The organism is Flavobacterium succinicans LMG 10402, assembly GCF_000611675.1.
Lineage (GTDB): Bacteria > Bacteroidota > Bacteroidia > Flavobacteriales > Flavobacteriaceae > Flavobacterium > Flavobacterium succinicans.
Map to the genome: position 1 here is coordinate 18,369 of NZ_JATV01000004.1, position 24,475 is coordinate 42,843.

Here is a 24,475-nt window from a genome sequence, read left to right on the forward strand (position 1 = left end):
CGACCCTTGTGGTAACGCCCAAACCATTTGATTTTAAAAAATGCTGTTTAGTATAGCATTAAGCAAAAAGGAATTATCCTTGAATTTTCTTTTTATTTTTTGATCCTGTGGTCATTTGTTGCGCCATTTGGAACGCATTATAAGCATTGACCATTTTAGCAGAACGCGCTACTTCGGTTGCTTTTTTCTGTTCCTTTTTTTCGCCAACTACGACATTTTCTGGCAATGGTGTTCCAGAATTCATCAGGATTTGTTTTACTTGCTTGGTGGATAATTTTGGGAAATAAGAACGAATCATCGCTGCAACTCCCGCTACATTTGGCGACGCCATAGAGGTGCCTTGCAAATATTTGTATTTGTTATTCGGAATGGTAGCATAAATTTCATCGCCTGGAGCAAAAACATCCACGTTGAAAGCCCCATAGTTAGAAAAACTAGTGATGACTTCGGGGCCGTAGTTATAATTGATAGCGCCCACGGTGATTACGTTTGCAGCAAATTCTGTTTTATAATCATCGGAATCATTAGGGAAATTGCTGTTTTCGGGTAAATCGATGTTCAATCCATCATTGCCCGCTGCATGTACAAAAAGAACGTCTTTTTTCTCGGCATATTTAATAGCATCGTACACCCATTGTTTTTGAGGAGAAAAACTTTTTCCAAAACTTCCGTTGATGACTTTCGCACCATTGTCTGCCGCATATCGAATAGCCAAAGCAATGTCTTTGTCGTATTCATCGCCATCAGGAACGGCACGAAGGGTCATAATTTCAACATTGTTGGCCACGCCATCTCCACCTAAACCGTTGTTTCGTGACTGTGCAACAATCCCCGCAACGTGAGTTCCGTGTAAGGCCTCTTCTTTTTCGGGTCCTGCAACAGTATTGTTTCCGTATTTGGTGTTTTTGATATCATTCGGATTATCGCCTACTACTTTTCGACCGTCTAATTCGAGATTTAAATTGTAATTCAACTGGTCGTAAACGTACTTGCGGTACTCCTCCAATTGTCCTGCAAAATCGGCACCAGCGGCATTGGTCAAAATTTGTGTCATTACCGTTTTCGCATTCAATAATTCTGGATCAACCGTTGTTATGGCTTTCACTTCGTCAAGCGTATATGCTTTTTTTTGCAAATGCTTTTGCACCACTTGGTCAACATTCATGATAAAATCGACTTGTTGTTTGCCTTGCATGGCCTCGGCATATTTTTTATCATACGCGGTTTTGGCTTTTTTGTAAACCAAAGAGCCATCGTCGCCTTTTTTCACGATACGGGTCATTTCGAGGGTTTCATGTAAATCGTTACCCAAGAAATTCCAACCATGTACATCGTCGACAAAACCATTTTTATCGTCGTCAATACCGTTGCCAGCAATTTCTTTTTTATTGGTCCAAAGCACTGATTTCAGATCCTCGTGTTCGATATCGACTCCCGAATCAATAATGGCGACCACCACTTTTGATCCTTTTTTGTCTTTGATTAACTCGGCATACATTTTGTCGACACTCATTCCAGGAATACTGTCGGTGGACAAGTCTAAGTGCGACCAGCGCTGCAATTGTTGCTCGGTTAACGTTCCTTTTTTACCAGAAAAAGTCTGCTGAGTTTGTGCTGTACCCGATAAACAAAAAGCCAAAGCCACTGCTAAAGCCCATTGGGTGTATTGTGTTTTTTTCATGAATAGTTTGGATATGTATTAGATTTTCAAAATTAGTAGAAGGATTTAATAAAATGCGCTTTAATTAACTGTTTTTTGTGATTCTTAAATAAAAGTAGCTCAAAAAAACCATCTTACTAACCAAAGCAACACAGCACTTTCACAAAATCAATCACTTACAATAGTTAACATTGACCAAAAATTTGCCAACAAGATTATTGAAAACTGTATTTTTGCCAAAAGAGTGATTTTGAACTATTATGATAAAATATGAATAAAATAGCCGCATTTTTCAAGTTAAAAGAACGAAATACTACATTCAAGCAAGAATGTATTGGGGGAATGGTCACTTTTCTGGCCATGGCCTATATTGTTTTTGTCAATCCTAATATCCTGGCCATGACAGGAATGCCAAAAGAAGCCTTGATTTCGGTCACTTGTATTGCAGCTATTTTTGGCACCCTTTTAGTGGGTTTGTGGGCCAATGTTCCTTTTGCCATGGCGCCTGGGATGGGCTTGAACGCCATGTTCGCTTTTACTTTAGTACTCGGAAAAGGCATGTCTTGGCAAGATGCTTTGGGTGTCGTTTTTCTGTCGGGTGTATTTTTTACTATTATTTCCCTTTTTGGGGTTCGACACAAAATTGTAGACGCGATTCCTAAAGATTTACAGCTTGCTATCGGTTGTGGTGTAGGATTATTTATAGCTTTTATCGGGTTAAAACAAATTGGTTTGGTAGTGGCGCATCCACAAACTTTGGTGGGCTTGGGTAAATTTTCACCAGCAGTGGTTATTGGCTTGGCGACTTTACTTTTGACCGTAGTCCTTGAAATGTACCGCATCAAAGGATCTATTTTGATTGGCATTATTTTCGGATCGATCTTAGGCTTTGCTTTTGATCCTGCTATTGGCGCACTGCCAAGCACTATCGTGGCCATGCCACCTTCTATCCTGCCGCTTTTTGGCCAATTGAATATAGTAGCCGTTTTACACTTGAGTTTTGCCTCGGCCATTTTTTCATTTCTATTTGTGAGCTTGTTTGATTCCATTGGCACGGCCATTGCTTGCTCTTACGAAGCCAATTTGGTAACCAAAAAAGGAAAAATGCCGCATCTCAAAAAAGTGCTCGAAGCCGACGGAATTGCCGCCATGGCCAGCGGAATTTTAGGAACGAGCAATACCGTAACTTTCCTTGAATCGGCTGCGGGTATTGCCAACGGTGCCAAGACAGGTTTAAGCGCGGTGGTGGTAGCCTTGTTTTTTGGTCTTGCCTTATTTTTTTCGCCCATCATTACGCTAGTCCCCGTTTATGCCACGGCACCGGCCTTGATTTTAGTGGGTATTTTCATGTCCAAGCATTTATCGAAAATCAATTTTTCGGAATTGCATATCGCTGTGCCAGCATTTTTAACGGTTATTCTTATGCCGCTCACGTACAGTATTAGTAACGGCATTGCCTACGGATTTTCGAGTTATATTCTATTGGCGCTACTGAGTCGTAAAACCAAAGAAGTGTCCCCATTTATGTGGGGGGTTGGGGTATTTTCAATCCTAAGTCTTTGCATAGAACAAATGGGGTAAAGCGCAATGTTCTTAAGTAAAAGGATAAAATGATTGCTGATTTTTGGTTAAAAAGGCAAAACAATCGTTAATCTAAAATCTCTAAACTTAATAACTTTAGGATAAAGTTGGGTATTCGAGATAAACATCACCATTAAAAAGCAACATGAGTTAGATAACAAAAAATAATATACTTTTCTTCTAAAATTTATCTTAATGTAAAATGATTTTCATAAAATTGTAGTAATTTATTACAAAACCCCTATTTTATGAAAACAAAATTACTTTTGCTGTTTTTGTTTTTGACGATTACCTTGCAGGCCCAAACCAATTTGGTCCCCAATGGTGATTTCGAAAACTGGACATCTTCCTCACAACCAGACAAATGGTTCAGATCTTTTAGCGGATTAGTATTCCAAAGCACTTCAGCTCAAAATGGAAGTTCGAGTACTAAAATGCAAATTACGAGTGGTACTCTTAATTTCATTAACAGTGAATTTTTTCCAGTTGTAGCCGGTAAAACGTATCGCATTAGGATGTATCACAAACTGGTTACGGGAACTTTCTCGACCATTGAGCTAAGTTTGTATCACCAACCAGGTACTTTTAAAGAAGAAATTGCTAAAAAAACAACTGCGGTAACTTCCAGCACCGAATGGCGTAAATTAGAATTTGACTACACCCCAACCGTAAGCGAATCTATCGAAGTGGATATTTGGACAACCGGTACCCTGAACTCAGAAATTTTGGTTGACAATGTTTCTGTAGTTGATGTGGCTGAACCCGTACAACAATATACAATAATTCCTGATGTAAATTTTGAGAAAAAATTAATTGCACTAGGACACGACTCTGGTATTCCTGATGGTAAGGTTTTAACGGATAAAATAAATAAAGTGACAAACTTATATATGCCCCTAAGTAATATATCTGACTTAACAGGTATTCAGGATTTTGTGGGGTTAAAATCATTAAATTGTTCTAATAATCAGTTAACTAATTTAGATGTAACTAAAAACGTGGCCCTAACAGAGCTTATTTGTAGTAGTAACAAATTAACTAATCTAAATCTTTCAAATAATTTAGCACTAATAAATTTATATTGTTCTTATAATCAACTAACAAATTTGGATATTACAAAAAACGTAGCCTTAAAAAAATTAAGTTGTGAAGTTAATCAACTAACAAGTTTAGATCTAACCAAAAATTTTGCAATCACAGATCTGAGCTGCAGGAGTAACAAACTAACTAGTTTAGATCTTTTAAGCAATACAGCTTTAGTAAAATTAGATTGTGAATTTAATAGTTTAACCAATATCGATTTGTCTAAAAATATAGCGTTAGAATATTTATTTTGTGAGACCAATGCATTAACTATTTTAGATGTTTCTAAAAATATAGCTTTAAAAAACTTAGATTTTGACAACAATAATATAAAGGAATTAAACCTAAGTAATAATAAAGAATTAACAAACCTATCTGGTAATAGAAACAAATTAATTTCTTTAAACTTAACTCAAAATACTAAATTAGTTTCTGTTTGGGTATTATCTAATGAACTAAAAACGTTAGATGTTTCTGAAAACACATTGCTAAAAGATCTCAATATCCAAAGAAATAATTTAACTACACTTGATTTATCAAAAAATAGTGAGTTAACCACATTATATCTAAATGATAACTCTGTTTCAACACTTGATGTTTCAAAAAACATTAATTTAAGAACACTTTATGCAGAAAGAAACAATATATCATATTTGGATATTTCTAAAAACGTACTCTTAGCTTCAGTTAATTTAAATAACAATAAAATAGAGAGTTTGGATTTTTCAAAAAATACTTTATTAAAAGATATTACTCTCGATTATAATAGAAATTTAAATAATCTTAATCTAAAAAATGGTAATAACACAAAAATTACAACTTTAAAATTAAATGGAAATATAAATTTAACCTGTGTTTCTGTAGATAACAAAATTTATTCTGATGAAAAATGGAATTCATTCAAAGAAAGTTGGACAAATTTTTCAGAGGATTGTAGAGCTTTTACAACTATTCCAGATTCAAATTTTGAAAAAAAACTTATTGCATTAGGTATTGATCTAGATGGAGAAAATGGAAAAGTACTAACTTCAAGTATAGCACAAGTAAAAACGTTGGATGTTTCAAATAGTGTCATCGTAAATTTAATGGGTATTCAAGATTTCGCTAAATTAGAAACGTTGAATTGTAAAAACAATGAATTACTGTACTTAGATTTATCACAAAACACTTTCTTAAATTCAATAAATTGCTCCAATAATAAGCTGATCAGTTTAGATTTAAAGAACGGAAAAAACAGTTTGATTGACAAAAACTCTTCATCATTTATCAATAATTCTTCACTAATATGCATTCAAGTAGATGACGAAAATTATTCAAATACAAATTGGTCGTCACTAAAAGATACCGCTTCTAAATACAACACTCTTTGCAACTCTTTTGTATCAATTCCTGATTCAAACTTTGAAGATAAATTAATTTCATTAGGAATAGATAAAGATGGTAAGAACGCAAGAGTTTTAGCTTCAAGTATTGCTTCCATAACAACTTTAGAAGTATCTTCATCTAAAATTTCTGATTTATCCGGAATTCAAGGATTTATAGCTTTGAAGGAATTGAATTGCTCTTCCAATAATCTAAAGCGAATAGAACTAGAAAAAAACACTTCTTTGACTAGTTTAAATGTAAGCGCTAATCAATTATTAAATTTAGATCTTTCAAAAAACAACTTATTAGAAAATTTAATATGTGCTTCAAATAACTTATTTAGCCTAAATTTAAAGAACGGAAACAATGCAAAAATGCAAAATATGTCGTCTGGAAATTTTAAAAATAATCCTAGTTTAACTTGTATACAAGTAGACGATATCGCTTTTTCAAAGTCAAATTGGTCTGATGCAAAAGAAACTACCGCATCCTATTCTACTTCATGTGTAGAAAATACTTTTACACTGATACCAGATGCTAACTTTGAAAATGAATTGATTAAAAAAGGCATTGATAAAGACGGTTTTAATGGTGGTGTATTAACCTCTAGTATAAATAAATTAAAAGAGTTGAGCATAACTAGACCATCAAACTTTGTAACTGACGCAATTCAAGATTTAACTGGTATACAAGATTTTGTAGCCTTAGAAAAATTAGAAGTGAATTATAATTATGTTTCAAAAATCGATCTTTCTAAAAATGTACTACTCAAAAATCTAAATTTAGAAGGGAATCGTCTTAGTGAATTAGATCTTTCTAAAAATGTCTTATTGAATAAAATTAACGTTGGTTATAATAGACTAACTCAAATAGATCTTACAAAAAATGCCTCTTTAATTGAATTTAATTGCGCTAATAATAAGTTAATTTCTTTAGATTTTTCATTTAATCCTCAACTCAATTATTTGTATTCCAGAGAGAATAAGTTAAACAATTTAAACTTGACTAAAAACCCCAGAATCTATTATTTGAATTGTGATTTTAATGAATTAACGACTTTGGATGTTTCAAATAATTTGTCATTACAGTACTTTTTTTGTGCAAAAAATAAACTAAAAGATTTGTCTGTTACTAAAAATTTATCCTTAAGTCAATTTGGTTGTGATGGTAATCTTTTGACAAATATAGATGTCTCAAAAAATGTAAATCTTTACTCTTTTACATGTGGAGGAAATCAATTAACAACATTAGATGTATCAAAAAATTTATTATTAGGCTCATTGTATTGTTACTCAAATCAATTAACTAAATTGGATCTCACAAACAATTTATCATTATTTACATTGTTTTGTTACTCAAATCAATTAACGTATTTAAATGTTTCAAGAAACAAAAAACTTGAAATTCTAAATTGTAACGACAACAATTTAACAAACTTAAATATTAAAAATGGTAATAATCTGAAATTTAACTCACAATATACAGACTTTACCAAAAACACAAATTTAACTTGTATTCAGGTAGATGATGTTGAATATTCAAATTCTAATTGGAAATTACTAAAAGACGTAACAGCATTTTATAGCCTAGCCTGTGGAGCCGCTATTGAATTACCTTCAAACAATTTCGTACTTGAGACTAAAGGAGAAAGCTGCTTTAACTCTAATAATGGAGAAATAAACATTACTTCTTCTTCAAATTACACTTTTGAAGCAAAAATAAATACAACTATTTATCCTTTTACAAATAACAGTTTAAAAGTATCCAATCTAGCCCCTGGAACATACACCGTTATAATCACTATTCCTGGTGAAACGTTCGAGCAAATTTTCACTATAGTTATTCCTAAAGGAGCAACTATTACAGGAAAATCAAGTCTATCAGCAGAAAAAGTAGCGGTTGAAATTGCTACAGGAACGGCTCCATATAAGGTTTTCTTGAACGGAGTAGAACAATTTGAGACCAATGCTACTTCTTTTACTGTAGACGCGAAAACAGGCGGTCTATTGGAGGTTAAAACTGCCAAAGCTTGTGAAGGAATTTATGCGAAAGACATTGCAGCATTAACTGGTACAGTTTCCGCTTTCCCAAACCCAACTTCTGGGGCTTTTGAAATAGAAATACCTGCGATCAACAAAGAGGTTAGCATCAGTATTTACTCGTTAGAGGGTCAATTGATCTCTAATAAAATATATGCAGTTGAAAATGGAAAAGTTCAATTGTCACTGGATAATCAACCTGCAGGGATTTATATGACTAAAGTCGAGTTTGACCGTCCTGTTTATGTAAAAATTATTAAAAAATAAAAAATGAAACGTTTAGTATATTTATCAATCGTTAGCCTAATGGTCGCTGCTTGTAGTAGCGGTGGCGGTGACGACAAACCTGAAGTTAAAAACACAGCACCCACAGTACCCGCTTTGGTAGCACCTTCTGATAACAAACTTTGTTTGAACGCCACTGTTGTATTTGAATGGAGTGCTGCAACTGATGCAAATAACGATGTAATCACTTATCAATTACAAGTTGCCAAAGACAATCAGTTTACTCAAATAGTGAAAACCGAGGATGTTCAGGGCTTAAGTAAAAGCATCAGCTTAGAAAAAAATACCGCTTATTATTGGAGACTTAAATCCACAGATAGTAAAGGTCTTTCTAGTGCGTATTCATCCACCTACAAGTTTTATACTTCAGGAGATGCTGTAGTTAACCATCTTCCGTTTGTGCCTGAATTGGTGGCTCCTACCCAAAATGTGGTGTTGAATACTTCAAGTACTATACTAAAATGGAACGCTACTGATGTTGATGCCACTGATGTTTTAACTTATGACATCTATTTTGGAACCACAGCCAATCCTACTACAAAAATCAAGGAAAATAATACTTCAAAATCATTTGATGTTACTTTGGAACCTACTAAGGAATATTTTTGGAAAATAGTTGTTAAAGACAACAAAGGTGGAGAAACTACTGGACAAGTTTGGAAGTTTAAAACCAACTAATCACTAGTTTTATAAAAAAAAGCCCCGTTTTCAATTATATGAAAATGGGGCTTTTTTATGCATATTAAAAGTCTTTTATAAAACCTCTTCACATTTAAAAATCTCTTTTAAACGAACGCCTTTTTCGGTGTGTTGTACCGTAATGATTTCGTTATGGGCATCGTGTTCTAAGAACAAGAAGTGGTTGTGATCTGCGGCGGCGGTGAGTACTTTGTTTTTCTCAGGCATAGTGAGCAACGGGCGCGTGTCGTAGCCCATCACATACGGCAGCGGAATATGGCCAGCTGTTGCTAATAAATCGGCGCAAAAAACGATGGTTTTTCCTTTGTACGAAATAAGTGGTAGCATTTGCTTTTCAGTGTGGCCGTCGGCGTAGAAAATGTCAAAACCCATTTCGGTTGATGCACCAAAATCACCTTCGGGTCGTTGGATAAAATGAAGCTGACCACTTTCTTGCATGGGCAAAATATTTTCGGACAGAAACGATGCTTTTTCACGTGCATTGGGCTGTGTGGCCCATTGCCAATGGTTTTCGTTGGTCCAAAATTTAGCGTTTTTAAAAGCAGGTTCATAACCTGTTCTCTCTTTATTCCACTGAATACTTCCTCCGCAATGATCAAAATGCAAATGGGTCATAAAAACATCGGTAATATCATCGCGATGGAATCCGTGCTTTGCCAAGGAAGCGTCTAATGAATGACTGCCCCAAAGCGAATAATACCCAAAAAACTTTTCGGATTGTTTGTTGCCCATTCCTGTGTCGATCAAAATTAAGCGATTGCCATCTTCGATTAACAAACAACGTGCGGCAATGTCTATCAAATTATTAGCATCGGCGGGGTTGGTTTTGTTCCAAATGGTTTTGGGCACTACGCCAAACATGGCGCCACCGTCGAGTTTAAAATTTCCGGTTTCTATAGCGTATAACTTCATTTTTGATTTTTATTTTATTTCAAAAGTATGATTTATTGTGAAGAAAAATGAAAATTATAAGTTAAGATCGGGATTCGAGTGAGCGTAATGTCGTTAAGATAAGGAATAATCAATAATTTGATTGTTGATTTTTGATTAACAATTTTTGATTGCTGATGGGTAAAACATTGAAAAAACTAGTCTTTTTTATTTATTAGCAAAAAATCTAAAATTGTTAATTTTTAATCTAAAATCTCTTAATTTAAGGACATTACGCGTGAGGGATGGCAGTGGAGCTCTTTTTAGTGAAGGCATTTTTCTTGCCTTTACTAAAAAAGCGGGAACGTACAGCCCGACCCGAAGTTTTTACGTAGGGGCACGCCCAAATAAAAAAAATCCTCGTCTAAATCGCCTCAAACAATTTTCCTGGCAAGGGACGAATGACGCCTTTGAGTTCCATATTGAGTAAGATTCCGGATAACCTGAAAATGGGTAAATCGCAGGCTAGAGCAATGGTATCGAGCATTTCTTTGCCCGATTGTAGTAAGTAATCATAAATTTTTTGCTCTTCGGGAGCTAAAGAAACGAACAATTGTTTTTGGATAGATTTGGTTGGGGTTTGTAGATCCCAATTGAGATGATACACCAAATCGGCTGCGCTGGTGAGTAATTGTGCTTTTTGGGTTTTGATCAACATGTTGCATCCCTGACTGTATTTGTCTGAAACGCGACCGGGAACTGCAAAGACGTCTCTGTTGTAATCGTTGGCCATATTGGCGGTGATTAAAGAACCTCCTTTTTCGGCCGATTCGATGACAATTGTTGCCTCACTCATTCCGGCAACAATACGGTTGCGGCGTACAAAGTTTTCTTTGTCGGGATTGGAGCTGCTCCAAAACTCGGTCAAAAAACCGCCGTTTTGCTCCATTTTGGCCATGTATTTTTTGTGGGTTTTGGGATAAATTTGATTCAAGCCGTGCGCCAAAACGCCAATGGTTTGTAATCCGTGTTCCATAGCCAATTGATGCGCGACAATGTCTACTCCGTAAGCAAAACCACTAACGATAATTGGGTTTAAGGGAGCCAAATCTTCGATGAATTTTTTACAAAACTCGGTTCCAGCGGAAGTAATTTGTCGGGTTCCAACAATGCTGATGATTTTACGGTTGTTCAAATCGATCGAACCTGCGGAGAAGAGCAACAGCGGACTATCGAAACAATGCTTTAATCGTTCGGGATAGGTTTGATCTTGAAAATAAGAAACATTAATATCGTTTTTTTGAATAAAATTAAGCTCGGCTTGCGCTTTGTCATAAATATTTGGCTCTTTTAGATTTTTGAGCAACATGGCTCCCACTCCATCAATGGCCGCCAATTGCTGGGATTTGGCTTGGAGTACTGATTCGGCATCACCAAAATGATGGATTAATTTTTTGGCAACAATGTCACCTACTCCTTCTACACTTTGAAGGGCTAAGAGAGAAAATAAGGCAGTTTCGGTCATGCGATTCTTTTGGTATTTTGGCGTATAAAAATGAAATTGAAAGGACAGTAAACGACCTTAAAAAATAAAAAAACAACCCAAAAAGGATTGATTTATGGCCATTTTAAAGACTTTTTAAGTTCCTGTAAAATGAATAACTATTTGAAAGTGAAAAGTATAAAATAAAAATGAATTTGTTAATAAAAATTGTGAATAAAACTTTGATAACTATTTTCGTTCGTTAACTTTGCGAATATGAAAATCGAACAATACATCGCTCAGCTTTTGTACCGTTACCAATGTGTAGCTGTACCGGGATTTGGTGCTTTTTTAACTGAAACCCAATCCGCACAATTGCAAGAAAGTACTAATTCTTTTTTTCCTCCTAAAAAAATGATTTCGTTCAATGCGAATCTAAAAAACAATGATGGCTTATTGGCACATCATGTGGCTCAGGCTGAAAAAACATCGTATGATTATGCGGTGAGTTTGATTCAGTTTGAAGTATTTAGCTGGCAAAAAAGATTGGAAACACATGGTGTATTATCGTTTAAAAACATTGGAACTTTTCGCTTAAATGGTGACGCAAATTTGGTATTCACTGCCGAAGAAACGAACCAATACTTGACCACGTCTTTCGGGTTGAGTCCGTTTGTATCTCCGATGGTGAAAAGAGAGCTATTTGAAAAAGCGGTGGAAGCCAAAAAGATGATCGAAGAGCCAACACTTAGAACGCTTAAGGTAGAAGACGTAGCTGAAGAGGAAACCAAAGGAACTCGCTACCCATTTTTACGTTATGCAGCTATTTTTGTTTTAGGCTTAGGTATCACCTCAAGTGTAGGCTACAGTATTTATCAAAAAGAAATTGAAAACCAAACTTTATTGGTAGAAACATCTGTACAAAAAAAGGTGCAAAACAAAATTCAAGAAGCTACTTTTTTAATTGAAAGCCCAATTCCTACGGTAACTTTGTCAGTAAATACCACAGCTAAAAAAATAGCGGCTCCTTTGCGTTATCACATTATGGCAGGAGCCTATCGCAGTGAAACAAATGCCAATAAAGAATTGCAAGGCCTTAAAAAATTAGGCTACGAAGCCAAAAGAATTCCAATCAACAAAAATGGGCTTTATCCTGTAGTTTACGGTAGCTATTCAAATTTTGCAGAAGCCAGAAAAGCACAAAAAGAGATTATTGAAGATCACAATCCCGATGCTTGGATTTTGATTCAAACACTATAAAAAACCAAAACCTATTCCGAAACGAATAGGTTTTTTTTATTAGCATCCTTCGCTAAATCAACTCCAAAATAAATCTGGCATAGTACTAAATCACTTTGGTTTAGGAAAATCTCATCCGAGATTATTCTCGCAAAGATCTATAAGTAACTTTGGCTTTATTGATTTAAAGTGGCTTTGTACATGCGTAATTCTTCCCAGCTAAAAGTATCACCATGCTTTTCTTTTAAAGGACCCAAAGTTTCTTCTTGGTATCCAAAAAAAGCATCGGCTAATGCTATTCGCTTCTCCTCTGGGAGCACTTCTTCAATACTAATTTTTTTCTGGCTCAACAATTTGGTTAAATGCAACATTACGGTTTCCTTGGTTACCATTCGCATCAAAGCAATTTCGGTAATGGATTTCTTTTGTAACCACAGTTCGTAAGTTTCCTCAACGGTAGTTTTCTTTTTGGCTTTACCTTTTTTATCTTTGGTAGCATATCGCTCCTTTTCAGGTGATTCTTGTAGTAAATCGCCATGTTTATCCCTATAAGCCGCTTTGATTGTTTCAATTTTCTGAGCTACATAGGTTTTAATTTCAGGAGAAGTCAACTTTTCTTTGGAAATAGGCTCGCCAGCCACTACTGTAGCTAACAAAAGTTGAGCTTTCATGAGCTTCAATACAGCTTTGGTTTGTAGACTTTCTAATTGCGATATTTCGTCAAAAAAACCTTTTGATTTCTTACTATGCTGCGTTTCTTCCAATTTCCAAAGTAAGGCCTCAACTAAGGCGTCCATAGGCTTCCAAAAATAATCAAAAGCGGCATTCAGTCGGAGCTGCACATGATGGAGATCAACCGTTTCGGTGGCGAATATTTTTTGTAATTGAACCATAAATTTAGTCGCAGGATCTACAAGTTGTTCCATAATTTCAGCTTTTTCAATGGCCCAGACGGCATGTTTCGCTTTCGTTGATGAAGTACCTGCATCTTGATAACTAAAACGATGGTTGCGCCATTCTTGGGCTAACTCCTTCCAATCGAATGTGGTACATAGAAATTGTAATATAAAATTTTTGGTTTCAAAATGAAGTGCGGCTTGTAAATAGGGCTCGGTCGCTTTATTTTGAGCATACTCCATCACTTCTTGATCATTAGAAATACCATTCATCCTAAGCGGAGAAAGCAAAATAAGCCCCTCTAACGAACGCAAACGCGAAAGAGCAACATATGCTTGTCCGGGAAGAAAAACTTGCGATACATCGATCGCAGCTTTGTCAAAGGTTAAACCTTGACTCTTGTGAACCGTAATTGCCCAAGCCAACTTGATCGGATATTGTACAAAAGTCCCCAAAACCTCCTCTTCGATTTCTTTCGTCAAAGGATCTACTTTGTAGCGAATATTTTGCCATTCGTACTTTTCGACTTCTATGGTTAGATTTTCTTCCGCAAAATATACACGAATTTCTTTAGTACCCAGGGCAGCTACTACCCCCATTTTACCGTTAAAATACTGTTTTTCGAACGATACATCATTTTTAATAAACATCACTTGTGCTCCGACTTTCAATTCCAATTGCGATTCTAACGGATACATCTTTTCGGGAAAATCACCCGTAATATCTGGATAATAACGATACAACTTTTGAGGTAATTCAGCAAGCGAATCAGTATTGATCGAATCTGCTTTTGCATTGTGCGTGGTCAAACAAATATATCCTTTGTTCGCTTTAAGATCAAAATTAGGTTGTACAAATTGGTTTAAAATCGCTACATCTTCAGTCGTAATTTCATTGTTCCTCAAATGATTCAAAACGGATATAAAACGCTCATCGGTTTGTCTGTAAATATGAGTAAGTTCAATGTACAAAGGCGGATGCTGAACTAAAACCTGCGCATGAAAAAAGAATTTACCCGTATAGTGCGCACGCAAAACACTCCATTCTTGATCGCGAATAACGGGGGGTAATTGTAGTAAATCTCCTATAAATAATATTTGTACACCGCCAAAGGGATTATGATTTTTGCGAACGGTCTGCATCATAAAATCCATAGCATCAAGAACATCCGCTCGCAGCATACTCACTTCATCAATAATCAATAACTCCATATTACGAATTACGGCTTTCTTAAGACCGCCCATTTTAAAATGACGTTGTAAAGTGGCTTTGGTTTCAAATTTTAAGGAATCAGAAAATTGTGGATCAGAATAATCTGGAATAAAAGCCCCAAAAGGCAATTGAAACATGGAGTGAATGGTGACTCCGTTTGCATTTAACGCCGCAATACCTGTGGGTGCAACCACAACGGTATTTTTATGAGTTGTAGCAATAATTTGGCGCAAGAGTGTAGTCTTACCCGTTCCAGCTTTTCCTGTTAGAAAAACAGACCGATTGGTTTGATTGATAAATTGTAACGTATAAAGAGCTTCGGGAGATAAATTTTGCATGGCGTATAACTAAAAATGAAAAAAAAAGATGAATTAATAGGCTAATAGCAATAAAAAAGATAATCAGCGTAAAATTTACGAATTGGAAGATAAAAAAGCAAAAAATAAACCATTACTAAGAGAAATTCAAACAAATTTAAAAAGAATAGGCATTTAAAATTGAATCGCAGCAGTAAACGTGTCACATAATAATAAAAAAGCCTTCATCTTTTCAGATGAAGGCTATATTGCGAATCATTTACGCTTATTTTTTATCGGCTGCTTTTTCTTCTTTTGCAGCTGCTCCAGCTTTGTATTTGTCATTCAAAGCTTTGATGATTTCTTTCGTAATATCAAATTTATCTTCTGCATACAAGATAGATGCGGCATCGCCAGTACCATAGATGTAAGCATAACCTTTTTCTTTACCGTACGCTTTGATAAACTTTTTCACACCACTTACAAGCGAATCCATTTCTTTCCCGCTTTCCATTTGTAATTGTTGAGATAAAGCTTGTTGCGCATAACCTAACTGTTGCTCTCTTTTTTGTAATTCAGCTCCTTTTTTTTGAGCCCATTCTTGACCGTTAGCTTGCGCTTGAGATTGAAAATTAGCAGCCTCTTGTTTGAAACGATTAATTTCAGCTTCTAACTGACGTCCTTTTTCCTGTGCTTGAGTTTTATATTTTGCCTCAAGATCTTTTGCTTCTGTGTATTCTTTCATTAATTCAGAAGTATCCACATAAGCTGTTTTTACTTCTTTTACTTCTGCTTTTTTATCACAAGACACAAATGCAATTGCAAGGGCCAGGATAAGTAATGATTTTTTCATTGGAGATAATTTATTTTAGATGTATTACAAAAATATAAAAAAATAGTTGGTATCAAACTAAAGTTTAAAAAATGGGCAAAATAAGCCAAATCAGTTTTCCTTATAAAACAAAAACAAACCATAAAAATACTCGATTAAAACTGACACACATAGCTTTAAAATGCGGAAATATTTTAAAAAAGAGTACTTCTGATACGTTTTTAAGTAAAAACTAGGCTTAAAATGGCTTAAAATCGATTTTAGCTCTTTTTAAGAACATAAATAAGCGAAGAATACTCCATTGAACGACGCGCTTTCCAATTAGAACGCAAACCAATAAAAAATGCTTTAATATAATTCATTTTTCCTTTTTTGTATTTTTCAGAAAGCAGACTCACATAAAAAGAATCAAATTTCATAGGTAGAACTTTTGTCAAATTGAAATTCTCTTTTTGAAAAAGCAGTTCGATCGCTTTTTTAGAAAAATGCCAAAAGTGAATGGGCACATCGTAGGCCGCCCAAAAATTTTGATAATATTCCGCATCATAAGATTTGAAATTAGGAACCGCTATAATTAAAGTTCCAGAAGGTTTTACTAATCGTTTCAATTCCTTTATCTGAAAATCTAAATCTGGAACATGTTCTAAAACATGCCACATCGTAATACAATCAAAACTATGATCAGGTAAATTGGAAGTTGTTTCCTCAAAAGAAATACCTTTAGTAATGGCAATTTTTTTTGCCTTCTCACTAGGTTCAATTCCTACTGTTTCCCAACCATTATTTTTAGCTACCAATAAAAAATCTCCTGTTCCTGCACCTATATCCAAAAGTTTTCCTTTGGATGGCTGTTCTGAGTTAATTAATTGCAATTTATTTTTCAAAGCAATTCCTTTTACAAAATGATAGGCTTTTTCAAAAAGGCTTCTTTTAGAATCGGTATGCGAAATATAATCTACACTTTCGTAATACTTCCCTAAATTATCTAAACTGGGTTGCGGATGTGTGATGAGCATATCCAAAGATTCATCGTGATACAAATCGAATTGCTCTTGAGAAACCGAATAATCTTGTACGGTTAAAAAATGTTTTTTATTCAAAATTGTCATTGGGGTGTGTTATAAAGTAAAAATTGTTATCCTTTTATCAGATAACAATTCTCGTTGATTTAAAATTAAGTTTCACGTGGAACATATTATGTATCGATTTTTAATCGTATCCCAGAAAAACTAAAAAAATAAACAATAAATTAATTTGTAAAAAAAGAAGAACACTAAACTTAAAAATTATCGACCCATATAAATTAAAAGTACAGAGACATCACTTGGCGAAACACCACTGATACGAGAGGCCTGCGAAATAGTAACGGGACGAATCTTATCTAGTTTTTGACGTGCTTCTATAGACATGGATTTAATTTTTGAGTAATCGAAATTCTCAGGAATCTTTACTTCTTCTAACCTAGTCAGTTTATCAGCATTATTTCTTTCTTTTTCGATATAACCAGAATATTTAACTTGAATCTCGGCTTGCTCTAATATTTCATCGTCTAATTCATTCTCTTCAATATAATGCTTCACCTTTTCGAATTGCAAAATATCATCTAAATCAATTTGAGGACGAGAAAAAACTTTAAACATTTTATCTCCCTGTGTTATCAATGAGGTATCCTTTGCTGCTAAAATAGGATTGGTTTCAGCCACACTAACACTAGTTTCTTTAAAAAAGGCAACCATCTTTTCAGACTCGTTTAATTTCTTTTCCATTCTGCGTAATCGAGATTCAGAAGCCAAACCAATTTCAAAAGATAGTGGGGTCAAACGAAAATCAGCATTATCCTGACGAAGCAAAGTACGATATTCAGCTCTAGAAGTAAACATTCGATAAGGCTCTTCTGTACCTTTAGTAATCAAATCATCGATCAATACTCCAATATACGCTTCATCACGTTTCAAAATAAGAGGTGCTTTGTCGTGTACTTTCAAGTGCGCATTGATACCCGCCATCAATCCTTGAGCAGCTGCTTCCTCATAACCGGTTGTTCCATTAATTTGACCAGCAAAAAACAAACCTTCAACCAATTTAGTTTCAAGCGTATGCTTTAATTGTGTTGGTGGAAAATAATCATACTCGATAGCATACCCCGGACGAAAGAATTTTACATTCTCAAATCCAACTACTGAACGTAACGCTTTGTACTGAATATCTTCAGGCAAAGAAGTTGAAAATCCATTCACATACATTTCACATGTATTCCAACCTTCTGGCTCTACAAACAATTGATGTCTCTCTTTATCAGCAAAGCGATTAATTTTATCTTCAATGGAAGGACAATAGCGAGGACCTAAACTTTTGATACGACCATTAAACATTGGCGAACGATCAAACCCTTCTCTTAATATACTATGCACCTCATTAGAAGTATACGTCATATAACAAGAACGCTGCTGTTTTAACGGAGAGGTTAAATCTGAATATGAAAATTTATGCGGTTTAGCATCTCCTCTTTCTTCATTCATTTTAGAAAAATCCAAAGAACGTCCATCTACTCTAGGAGGCGTTCCTGTTTTCATTCTTCCAGATTCAAAACCAACATTTACTAAATCTTCAGTAATACCATACGCAGCACTCTCCCCTGCTCTACCACCGCCGAATTGTTTTTCACCAATATGAATCAAACCATTCAAAAAAGTACCATTGGTTAAAACTACAGACTTCGAACGAATTTCAACACCAAGAGAAGTTTTAATTCCCTTAATCGCGCCATTCTCAAAAATCAAACCCGAAACCATCTCTTGATAAAAATCCAAATTAGCAGTACCCTCCAACATCATTCTCCATTCTTCAGCAAATCGCATACGATCACTTTGAACCCTTGGCGACCACATCGCAGGACCTTTGGATTTATTCAACATTTTAAATTGAATCGCAGTACGATCAGAAACTATACCTGAGTACCCACCAAGCGCATCAATCTCACGAACAATTTGCCCTTTAGCAATTCCACCCATAGCGGGATTACAAGACATTTGCGCAATGTTCTGCAAACTCATCGTAACCAAAAGCGTCTTCGAACCCAAATTTGCAGCAGCAGCAGCAGCTTCAGAACCGGCATGCCCAGCTCCCACAACAATCACATCATACTCACTTAAAAACATTGTAAAAATTTTAAAAGAATAATATTCTTTGTTAAGTGTTCCACGTGAAACTTATTAAAAAGGTTTCACGTGGAACATGAATAATAAATTAAAGAAAGTCTGGTTTTAATAAAATGTTTCACGTGAAACAAATAAAAAAGACAATAAAAAAATTAAAACATTGTTTCACGTGAAACAATACGAGTGAAAAAATATTTTACTGTTCCACGTGAAACAGCGCTAACTTTTCATCTTCTTTTTTTCTCATTAGTAATTCATCAGCTTCTGATTTATCTTTATAACCACAATAATGAAGAATTCCATGAATAATTACGCGTCTTAATTCGTCCTCAAAAGGAACATTATAATCAACAGCGTTATCTTGAACACGCTCTACAGATATAAAAATATCACCATGAATTTCGTTGCCTAAAGAATAATCGAAACTAATAACATCCGTGAGTGTATCATGATCCAGATACTCTACATTAATTTGGTGAAGATATTCATCATCACAAAATATGTAATTAATATCTCCTTCCGTTTTATTCTCAGAAACAACAACCTGAGAAATCCATTCTGCAATAGCAGTTTCATTCTCTAAAACAAAATCTGATTCGTAATTAAAATCAATCATTTTTATTAAAATATTTTTGAACCTTTTGGTTGAAATTTGGCTGCAAAGGTAGTGATTGTCTGTTTAATATCTCAACACTGTTTAAGTATTGTAACAAACTAGCAGGAAGCGGCTTTGATGTATTGTTGAATGCTTTAGAATTGGATTCAGCTTTACGTTTGGTGTCCTCGCCTTGTTGTTGTAAAGCGGTTACAAGTTTTAATAATTCTTGATTAATAGAAAGTGAACGTTGTAAAACATCATTCTTAAAACCTTTATTCAAAAGTTGTTTTTCAAGTTGTTTCATCTGCTCTAAAACCTTCTGTCCATTTCCAGTTAGACCTTGTTTTGATAACTCATTTTGTAGCGCGTCGCGTAATTCCTTTTGCTCTTTATAAATCTGCATTATCGCTTTAGCATCACCTTCGCCGTCTTGACCTTCATTGCCATTAGCATCCTTTTGACCTTTACTACCAGATTTAGGATCACCCTCACCAGGCTTATTCTCGCGATTCATTTGTTTTTTCATCTTATCACCTAAACCTTTTTGTTTTGAAATAATATCAGGTAATTGCATGCCTTTACCTTGCCCCGGTTTAGGATTCCCACTTTTCATGCCAGATAAATTCATCTGCATATTACTCAATAACTCGCTCAAAAAATCAGCTAACTTATTGGATGATGCAATAGAAAATTGTTGATGTGAAACCCCTTTAGAAATTACACCGTTACCTAATTTATCAATGGCACTATCCAAATTGTATTGCACATTACCTACTTCCTTGGTTATCTCATCTTGAATTTTAGCATTACGCAAAGAGAGCGTGAATAAGGAATCGTCTACATGTTTAAATTGAGTCTTTAAATTTTGTTGCTTTTTTAAGTTAACATTATAACCAAAAGAACCAACTTTAGATATTTTAAATTGCTTCATCACCTCCTCCTGAGAGAAAGAAAAAGACAGTAAATTATCTAAAACTTGGCGTAACATTTTAACGTCTTCTTCTAATTGTTCTTGCTCGTTTTCAGCCATAGATTCTTTTAATTGACTACTTAAAGACTTCAATTCGTTGGCTGCCTTTTTTTGATTCGATTTAGCAGATTGCATTTGTTTTTTATTCAACTGCTCTTTAGCTGACTTCATATCATTTGAAATAGAATTTTCCAAAGGCTGAGTGTTGGGAAGTTCGAGAGGATTTTTTAAAGATTTATTTTCTTTTTTTACATCCTCTAACTGCTCTTGTATATTCTTAAATTCATCAGATAACTTATCCTGCTGTTCCACTGCGTTCGGAGAAGGTGAATCGGATAATTTTTGCTGTTCCTGAGAAAGCTTCTCTAATTTATCTGCAATTTGGTTGGTTTTCTTATCGACATAATACCGTTTTGTTAACTCGACTAATTGCTCCAAAGTTTTAACTTGATTGCTACTGGATTGTTTGAATTGTTGTAGTTTTTCTTGAAACTCTTCATTGTTTAATTTATCATTAAGTTGGTTTAATTCGTCTAATAACTTCTTGTTTTTATCAATAGATTCAGTAGCTTTCTCAAGACGTTTTTCAAGAATAGCTTTCGTTTCATCTTTGGTTTCTGTCGACTCTTTTTGTAGATTATCTTTAATTTTTTCAGCAAAAGATTTCATTAAATCATCTTGTTGCTTTTGTCTTTGAATAAAATCTTGAGCTAATTTTTGCTCTTTAAATTCAAAATCTTTCTTCTCTTTTCCAAGCTTTTTTAGCTTCTCTAAATCTGAAAACTGTTTACTTTGTTGTTCTAAAGTTTTATCCAAACTATTTAAATTTGAATTTTGTTGTTCAAAAATGGCATCTTGTTGTTCCGTTTTCGAATCAATATGATTAGAAAAAACTATTGAACGAGTACTCTTAAAATTATGCAAGGCATCATTATCAAATACTTCAAAATAGAAATCATAATCAACACCCTCCTCCACTGGAAGATTAGAAGGAAATGAAAAAACAAATTGATCAAATACACCATGGTTACTATTTAATGTTCCACGTTTAGCAAACTGAGGTTTACCCTTTTCGTAGTATACTATTTGAAGCTTAGAAATACCATAATCATCATTAATCTTACCTACCAAATGGTTGCTTTGTTGCTTTACCTCTGCAGGAATATCGATCAATTCTATACTTGGATACTGATCTTTGACAACAACGAGTTGATAAGTGAGTTTTTCAAAGTTTTTAATGCTAGAATTAGAGGTAATAACTTGATAATCTGTATTTTGATTGAATATTTTACTAAAATTAAATGATTGATCTGTAGCAACAAACGGATAAGACTCCTTCCCTATCATAAACGAAATGAAATCAGTTGCATTACCAACAATTTTCCAAGAAATTTTGGTGCCTTCAGGAATAATTGCATTTCCAGTGCCCTAAACAACCTCACGCTTTCGACTAAGATAATTAGGGAAATCCATCACCATTTCAAAACTAGCAATAGAAGGTACTGCTATAACATTCAATTCATAATCTTTAGTAATAACAGCATTAGATTCTAAATGGAAAATTAAATTTTCACTCGTATTTGTAAAATTAAATTGAAACACACCAGGTGAAATAGCCTCCATAAAATAACTTTCGTTACCAATGTAAATTAATACATTTTCAGGCACAACGTTACCAACGGCTTTGACTTGCAATAGAAATTTTTTATTTTCTTGAACAGATAAACTACTATTTTGAATCACTAATTCAAATGGCGCTGGTTTAACAAAAGTAGCATTATAGTGTATCACACGATTGAAACTTTGTGAAATAATAGCCGTATTACCGGAGACATAAAAAAGTAAAATGAAAAATAAAGGAATCAAAGCAATAGGAAGAAATCGCTTATTTTTCTTAAAATTAATCGCATTACTAAAAGGAATCATTACAAAAGATTGTGACTTCTGCTCAATAGAGGCAACTAATAATTCAGAAGAAATAGTAGAAGGTTGAGCCAATTGAAGAAAATTAAGCAACTTATCCCCTACTTCTGGAAAATGATTTCCAATAATTTGAGCAGCTTGCTCGTAAGAAATACCCTTTTTAAGTTTGACAATTTTAAATATTGGAAAAGCAATAAATCGAACCAATAAAAACAATTCTACAAAAATAAACGTCCAAAATAAAAAAGTACGTGCCGCAGGTTGAAGCCACAGAAAATATTCAATAAATAAGGTAAATAAAAAATACAGTAGACCAAAACCCATAAAAAGTAAACTTCCACGAACTAATTCATTGGTATAAAATTTACGAGTAAAAGCCTCTAACTTTTGATATATAATGATACGAGATTCCAAGAGATAAAATATTTAAAATATAACCTATAAAATTACGATAATATCCAATTCAAAAACATAAAAAAAAGGCATAAAAGAGCACCACTAAAAGAAGAAAAAAACATTACGAAGGCTAAAATCGTATATTTGTAAAAAAATAAAAAAGATGTCAAGACCCGTAAGAGTGCGATTTGCACCAAGTCCAACAGGACCTTTACATATAGGCGGAGTAAGAACCGCACTATTTAATTATTTGTTTGCCAAAAAAAACAAAGGTACTTTCTACTTAAGAATTGAAGACACGGATCAAAATAGATTTGTACCAGGTGCAGAAGAATACATACTAGAAGCACTAGAATGGCTAGGCATAGCACCAGATGAAACCGTTGGAAAAAATGAAAAATTTGGCCCTTACAAACAAAGCGAAAGAAAAGAATTGTACCAACAATATGCTGATATTCTAATCAATTCTGGGAATGCTTACTATGCCTTTGATAGCGCAGATGATCTAGATAAAGTTAGAAAAGAATGTGAAGAACAAGGAAAAACATTCATATACAATCATACTAATAGAACACAACTTAACAATTCATTAGTTTTAACTGAAGAAGAAACCAAAGCAAAACTAGCCTCAGGTGCTGATTATGTAATACGCTTCAAAACTCCTACAGACGAAACTTTACACTTAAAAGACATCATTCGTGGCGATGTAAAATTTGAAACCAATCTACTAGATGATAAAGTATTATTCAAAAGTGATGGTATGCCAACCTATCATTTAGCCAACATAGTCGATGATCATTTAATGGAAACTTCTCATGTAATCCGTGGTGAAGAATGGTTACCCTCCATGCCACTACACGTATTATTATATCGTGCTTTTGGTTGGGAAGCTCCTGAATTTGCACATTTACCACTAATTTTAAAGCCTATTGGAAACGGAAAACTTTCCAAAAGAGATGGAGACAAACTAGGTTTCCCTGTTTTTCCTTTAGAATGGACTACAGCAGAAGGTACATCCTCTGGTTACAGAGAAAAAGGCTTTTCCCCCGAAGCTGTTGTTAACTTCTTAGCGCTATTAGGATGGAATGATGGAACAGAAAAAGAATTGTTTTCATTAGAAGAATTAGCTGAAAGTTTTGACTTAAAAAGAGTACATAAAGCTGGAGCTAAGTTTGATCCAGAAAAAAATAAATGGTTCAATCACCAGTATTTAATCCACAAATCAGATGCAGATTTAGCACAAGAATTTAAATTAATTGTCGCTGAGAAAACCGGAGCAATAGAAAACCTAGCAATAGAAAAGCTTACTAAAATTGTTTCTTTAATTAAAGAACGTGCCAATTTTGTATCAGAATTTTGGGAACTATCCGACTATTTCTTCGAAGCTCCTACAAATTATGAAGAAAAAGCAAAGAAAAATTGGAAGGAAGAAACACCAGTATTGATGCAAGAATTAATCACAATACTAGAAGGAATAGATGATTTTACTTCATTACATATTGAAACATTAGTGAAAGATTGGATGACGAAAAATGAAATTGGAATGGGTAAAATTATGCAACCGTTTCGATTGAGTTTAGTTGGTGCTCTCAAAGGCCCTCACCTTTTCGATATTGTAGAACTCATTGGAAAACAAGAAACGATCACAAGACTACAGAAAGCAATAAACACATTGTAAATAAAAGCCCTCCACTTGGAGGGTTTTTTGTTTAGTTAAGACAGTAAAGTACATAAAAATTCAGCAATATAATGAAAGAGAAAAATTAAAACCAACAATCAAAAAAAATGATTAAAGTAATCCAATAAAGTATTAACAAAACAATAACTACATCAATTGTAACATTAAAATATATGACACGTATAAGTAGTAACGAATCTTAAAACAAAAA

At 34.3% G+C, this 24,475-nt stretch carries 15 protein-coding genes; 5 read left to right on the plus strand and 10 right to left on the minus strand.

All coding sequences use genetic code 11. The annotated features are described in order from the left end of the window. Positions 1 to 73 precede the first annotated feature (73 nt). Entirely contained in the window at positions 74 to 1,681 is a 1,608-nt protein-coding gene (locus AO58_RS0104035; protein ID WP_024980470.1) for a S8 family peptidase, read from the minus strand. A 249-nt stretch (positions 1,682 to 1,930) separates the two neighbouring features. On the opposite strand from AO58_RS0104035, the gene AO58_RS0104040 reads away from it, so the two are divergent. The 3 genes from AO58_RS0104040 to AO58_RS0104050 all read left to right on the plus strand — a co-directional run bounded on the left by AO58_RS0104040 (position 1,931) and on the right by AO58_RS0104050 (position 8,691). Then, positions 1,931 to 3,241, plus strand: coding sequence for an NCS2 family permease (locus tag AO58_RS0104040; protein WP_024980471.1), 1,311 nt, complete (start codon positions 1,931 to 1,933; stop codon positions 3,239 to 3,241). A gap of 248 nt (positions 3,242 to 3,489) precedes the next feature. Next, on the plus strand, positions 3,490 to 7,995 hold the full coding sequence (locus tag AO58_RS0104045) for a T9SS type A sorting domain-containing protein (protein WP_024980472.1): 4,506 nt from the start codon (positions 3,490 to 3,492) through the stop codon (positions 7,993 to 7,995). A gap of 3 nt (positions 7,996 to 7,998) precedes the next feature. Continuing rightward, entirely contained in the window at positions 7,999 to 8,691 is a 693-nt protein-coding gene (locus AO58_RS0104050; protein WP_081764641.1) for a SusE domain-containing protein, read from the plus strand. A 75-nt stretch (positions 8,692 to 8,766) separates the two neighbouring features. Here AO58_RS0104050 and AO58_RS0104055 read toward each other — a convergent pair whose 3' ends face one another. Then, positions 8,767 to 9,624, minus strand: coding sequence for an MBL fold metallo-hydrolase (locus tag AO58_RS0104055; RefSeq protein WP_024980474.1), 858 nt, complete (start codon positions 9,622 to 9,624; stop codon positions 8,767 to 8,769). A gap of 382 nt (positions 9,625 to 10,006) precedes the next feature. After that, positions 10,007 to 11,107: a DNA-processing protein DprA gene (gene dprA, locus AO58_RS0104060; RefSeq protein ID WP_024980475.1), complete on the minus strand. Its 1,101-nt coding sequence runs from the start codon at positions 11,105 to 11,107 to the stop codon at positions 10,007 to 10,009. Between the two features lie 234 nt (positions 11,108 to 11,341). On the opposite strand from dprA, the gene AO58_RS0104065 reads away from it, so the two are divergent. After that, positions 11,342 to 12,325, plus strand: coding sequence for an HU domain-containing protein (locus AO58_RS0104065; RefSeq protein ID WP_024980476.1), 984 nt, complete (start codon positions 11,342 to 11,344; stop codon positions 12,323 to 12,325). A 155-nt stretch (positions 12,326 to 12,480) separates the two neighbouring features. Here AO58_RS0104065 and AO58_RS0104070 read toward each other — a convergent pair whose 3' ends face one another. From AO58_RS0104070 to AO58_RS18370, 7 genes are all read right to left on the minus strand, one after another. Then, positions 12,481 to 14,751 carry a helix-turn-helix domain-containing protein gene (locus AO58_RS0104070; protein WP_024980477.1) on the minus strand — a complete coding sequence of 757 codons (2,271 nt, stop codon included), beginning with the start codon at positions 14,749 to 14,751 and terminating at the stop codon, positions 12,481 to 12,483. A 244-nt stretch (positions 14,752 to 14,995) separates the two neighbouring features. Beyond that, positions 14,996 to 15,562 carry an OmpH/Skp family outer membrane protein gene (locus tag AO58_RS0104075; RefSeq protein ID WP_024980478.1) on the minus strand — a complete coding sequence of 189 codons (567 nt, stop codon included), beginning with the start codon at positions 15,560 to 15,562 and terminating at the stop codon, positions 14,996 to 14,998. Between the two features lie 239 nt (positions 15,563 to 15,801). Beyond that, positions 15,802 to 16,650 (minus strand): class I SAM-dependent methyltransferase, encoded by an 849-nt coding sequence (locus tag AO58_RS0104080; RefSeq protein ID WP_024980479.1) that lies wholly within the window; start codon positions 16,648 to 16,650, stop codon positions 15,802 to 15,804. A gap of 177 nt (positions 16,651 to 16,827) precedes the next feature. Next, entirely contained in the window at positions 16,828 to 18,699 is a 1,872-nt protein-coding gene (gene mnmG, locus AO58_RS0104085; RefSeq protein ID WP_024980480.1) for a tRNA uridine-5-carboxymethylaminomethyl(34) synthesis enzyme MnmG, read from the minus strand. A gap of 196 nt (positions 18,700 to 18,895) precedes the next feature. Beyond that, entirely contained in the window at positions 18,896 to 19,315 is a 420-nt protein-coding gene (gene ybeY, locus AO58_RS0104090; protein WP_024980481.1) for an rRNA maturation RNase YbeY, read from the minus strand. Continuing rightward, positions 19,308 to 21,614, minus strand: a complete 2,307-nt coding sequence (locus AO58_RS16925; protein ID WP_306372106.1) for a hypothetical protein — start codon at positions 21,612 to 21,614, stop codon at positions 19,308 to 19,310. The genes ybeY and AO58_RS16925 overlap by 8 nt, the downstream gene beginning before the upstream one ends. An 81-nt stretch (positions 21,615 to 21,695) precedes the next feature. Beyond that, on the minus strand, positions 21,696 to 22,604 hold the full coding sequence (locus AO58_RS18370; RefSeq protein ID WP_306372107.1) for a hypothetical protein: 909 nt from the start codon (positions 22,602 to 22,604) through the stop codon (positions 21,696 to 21,698). A 145-nt stretch (positions 22,605 to 22,749) separates the two neighbouring features. Here AO58_RS18370 and gltX point away from each other — a divergent pair, with 145 nt between their 5' ends. Continuing rightward, entirely contained in the window at positions 22,750 to 24,264 is a 1,515-nt protein-coding gene (gltX, locus tag AO58_RS0104100; RefSeq protein WP_024980482.1) for a glutamate--tRNA ligase, read from the plus strand. The last annotated feature ends 211 nt before the right edge of the window (positions 24,265 to 24,475 follow it).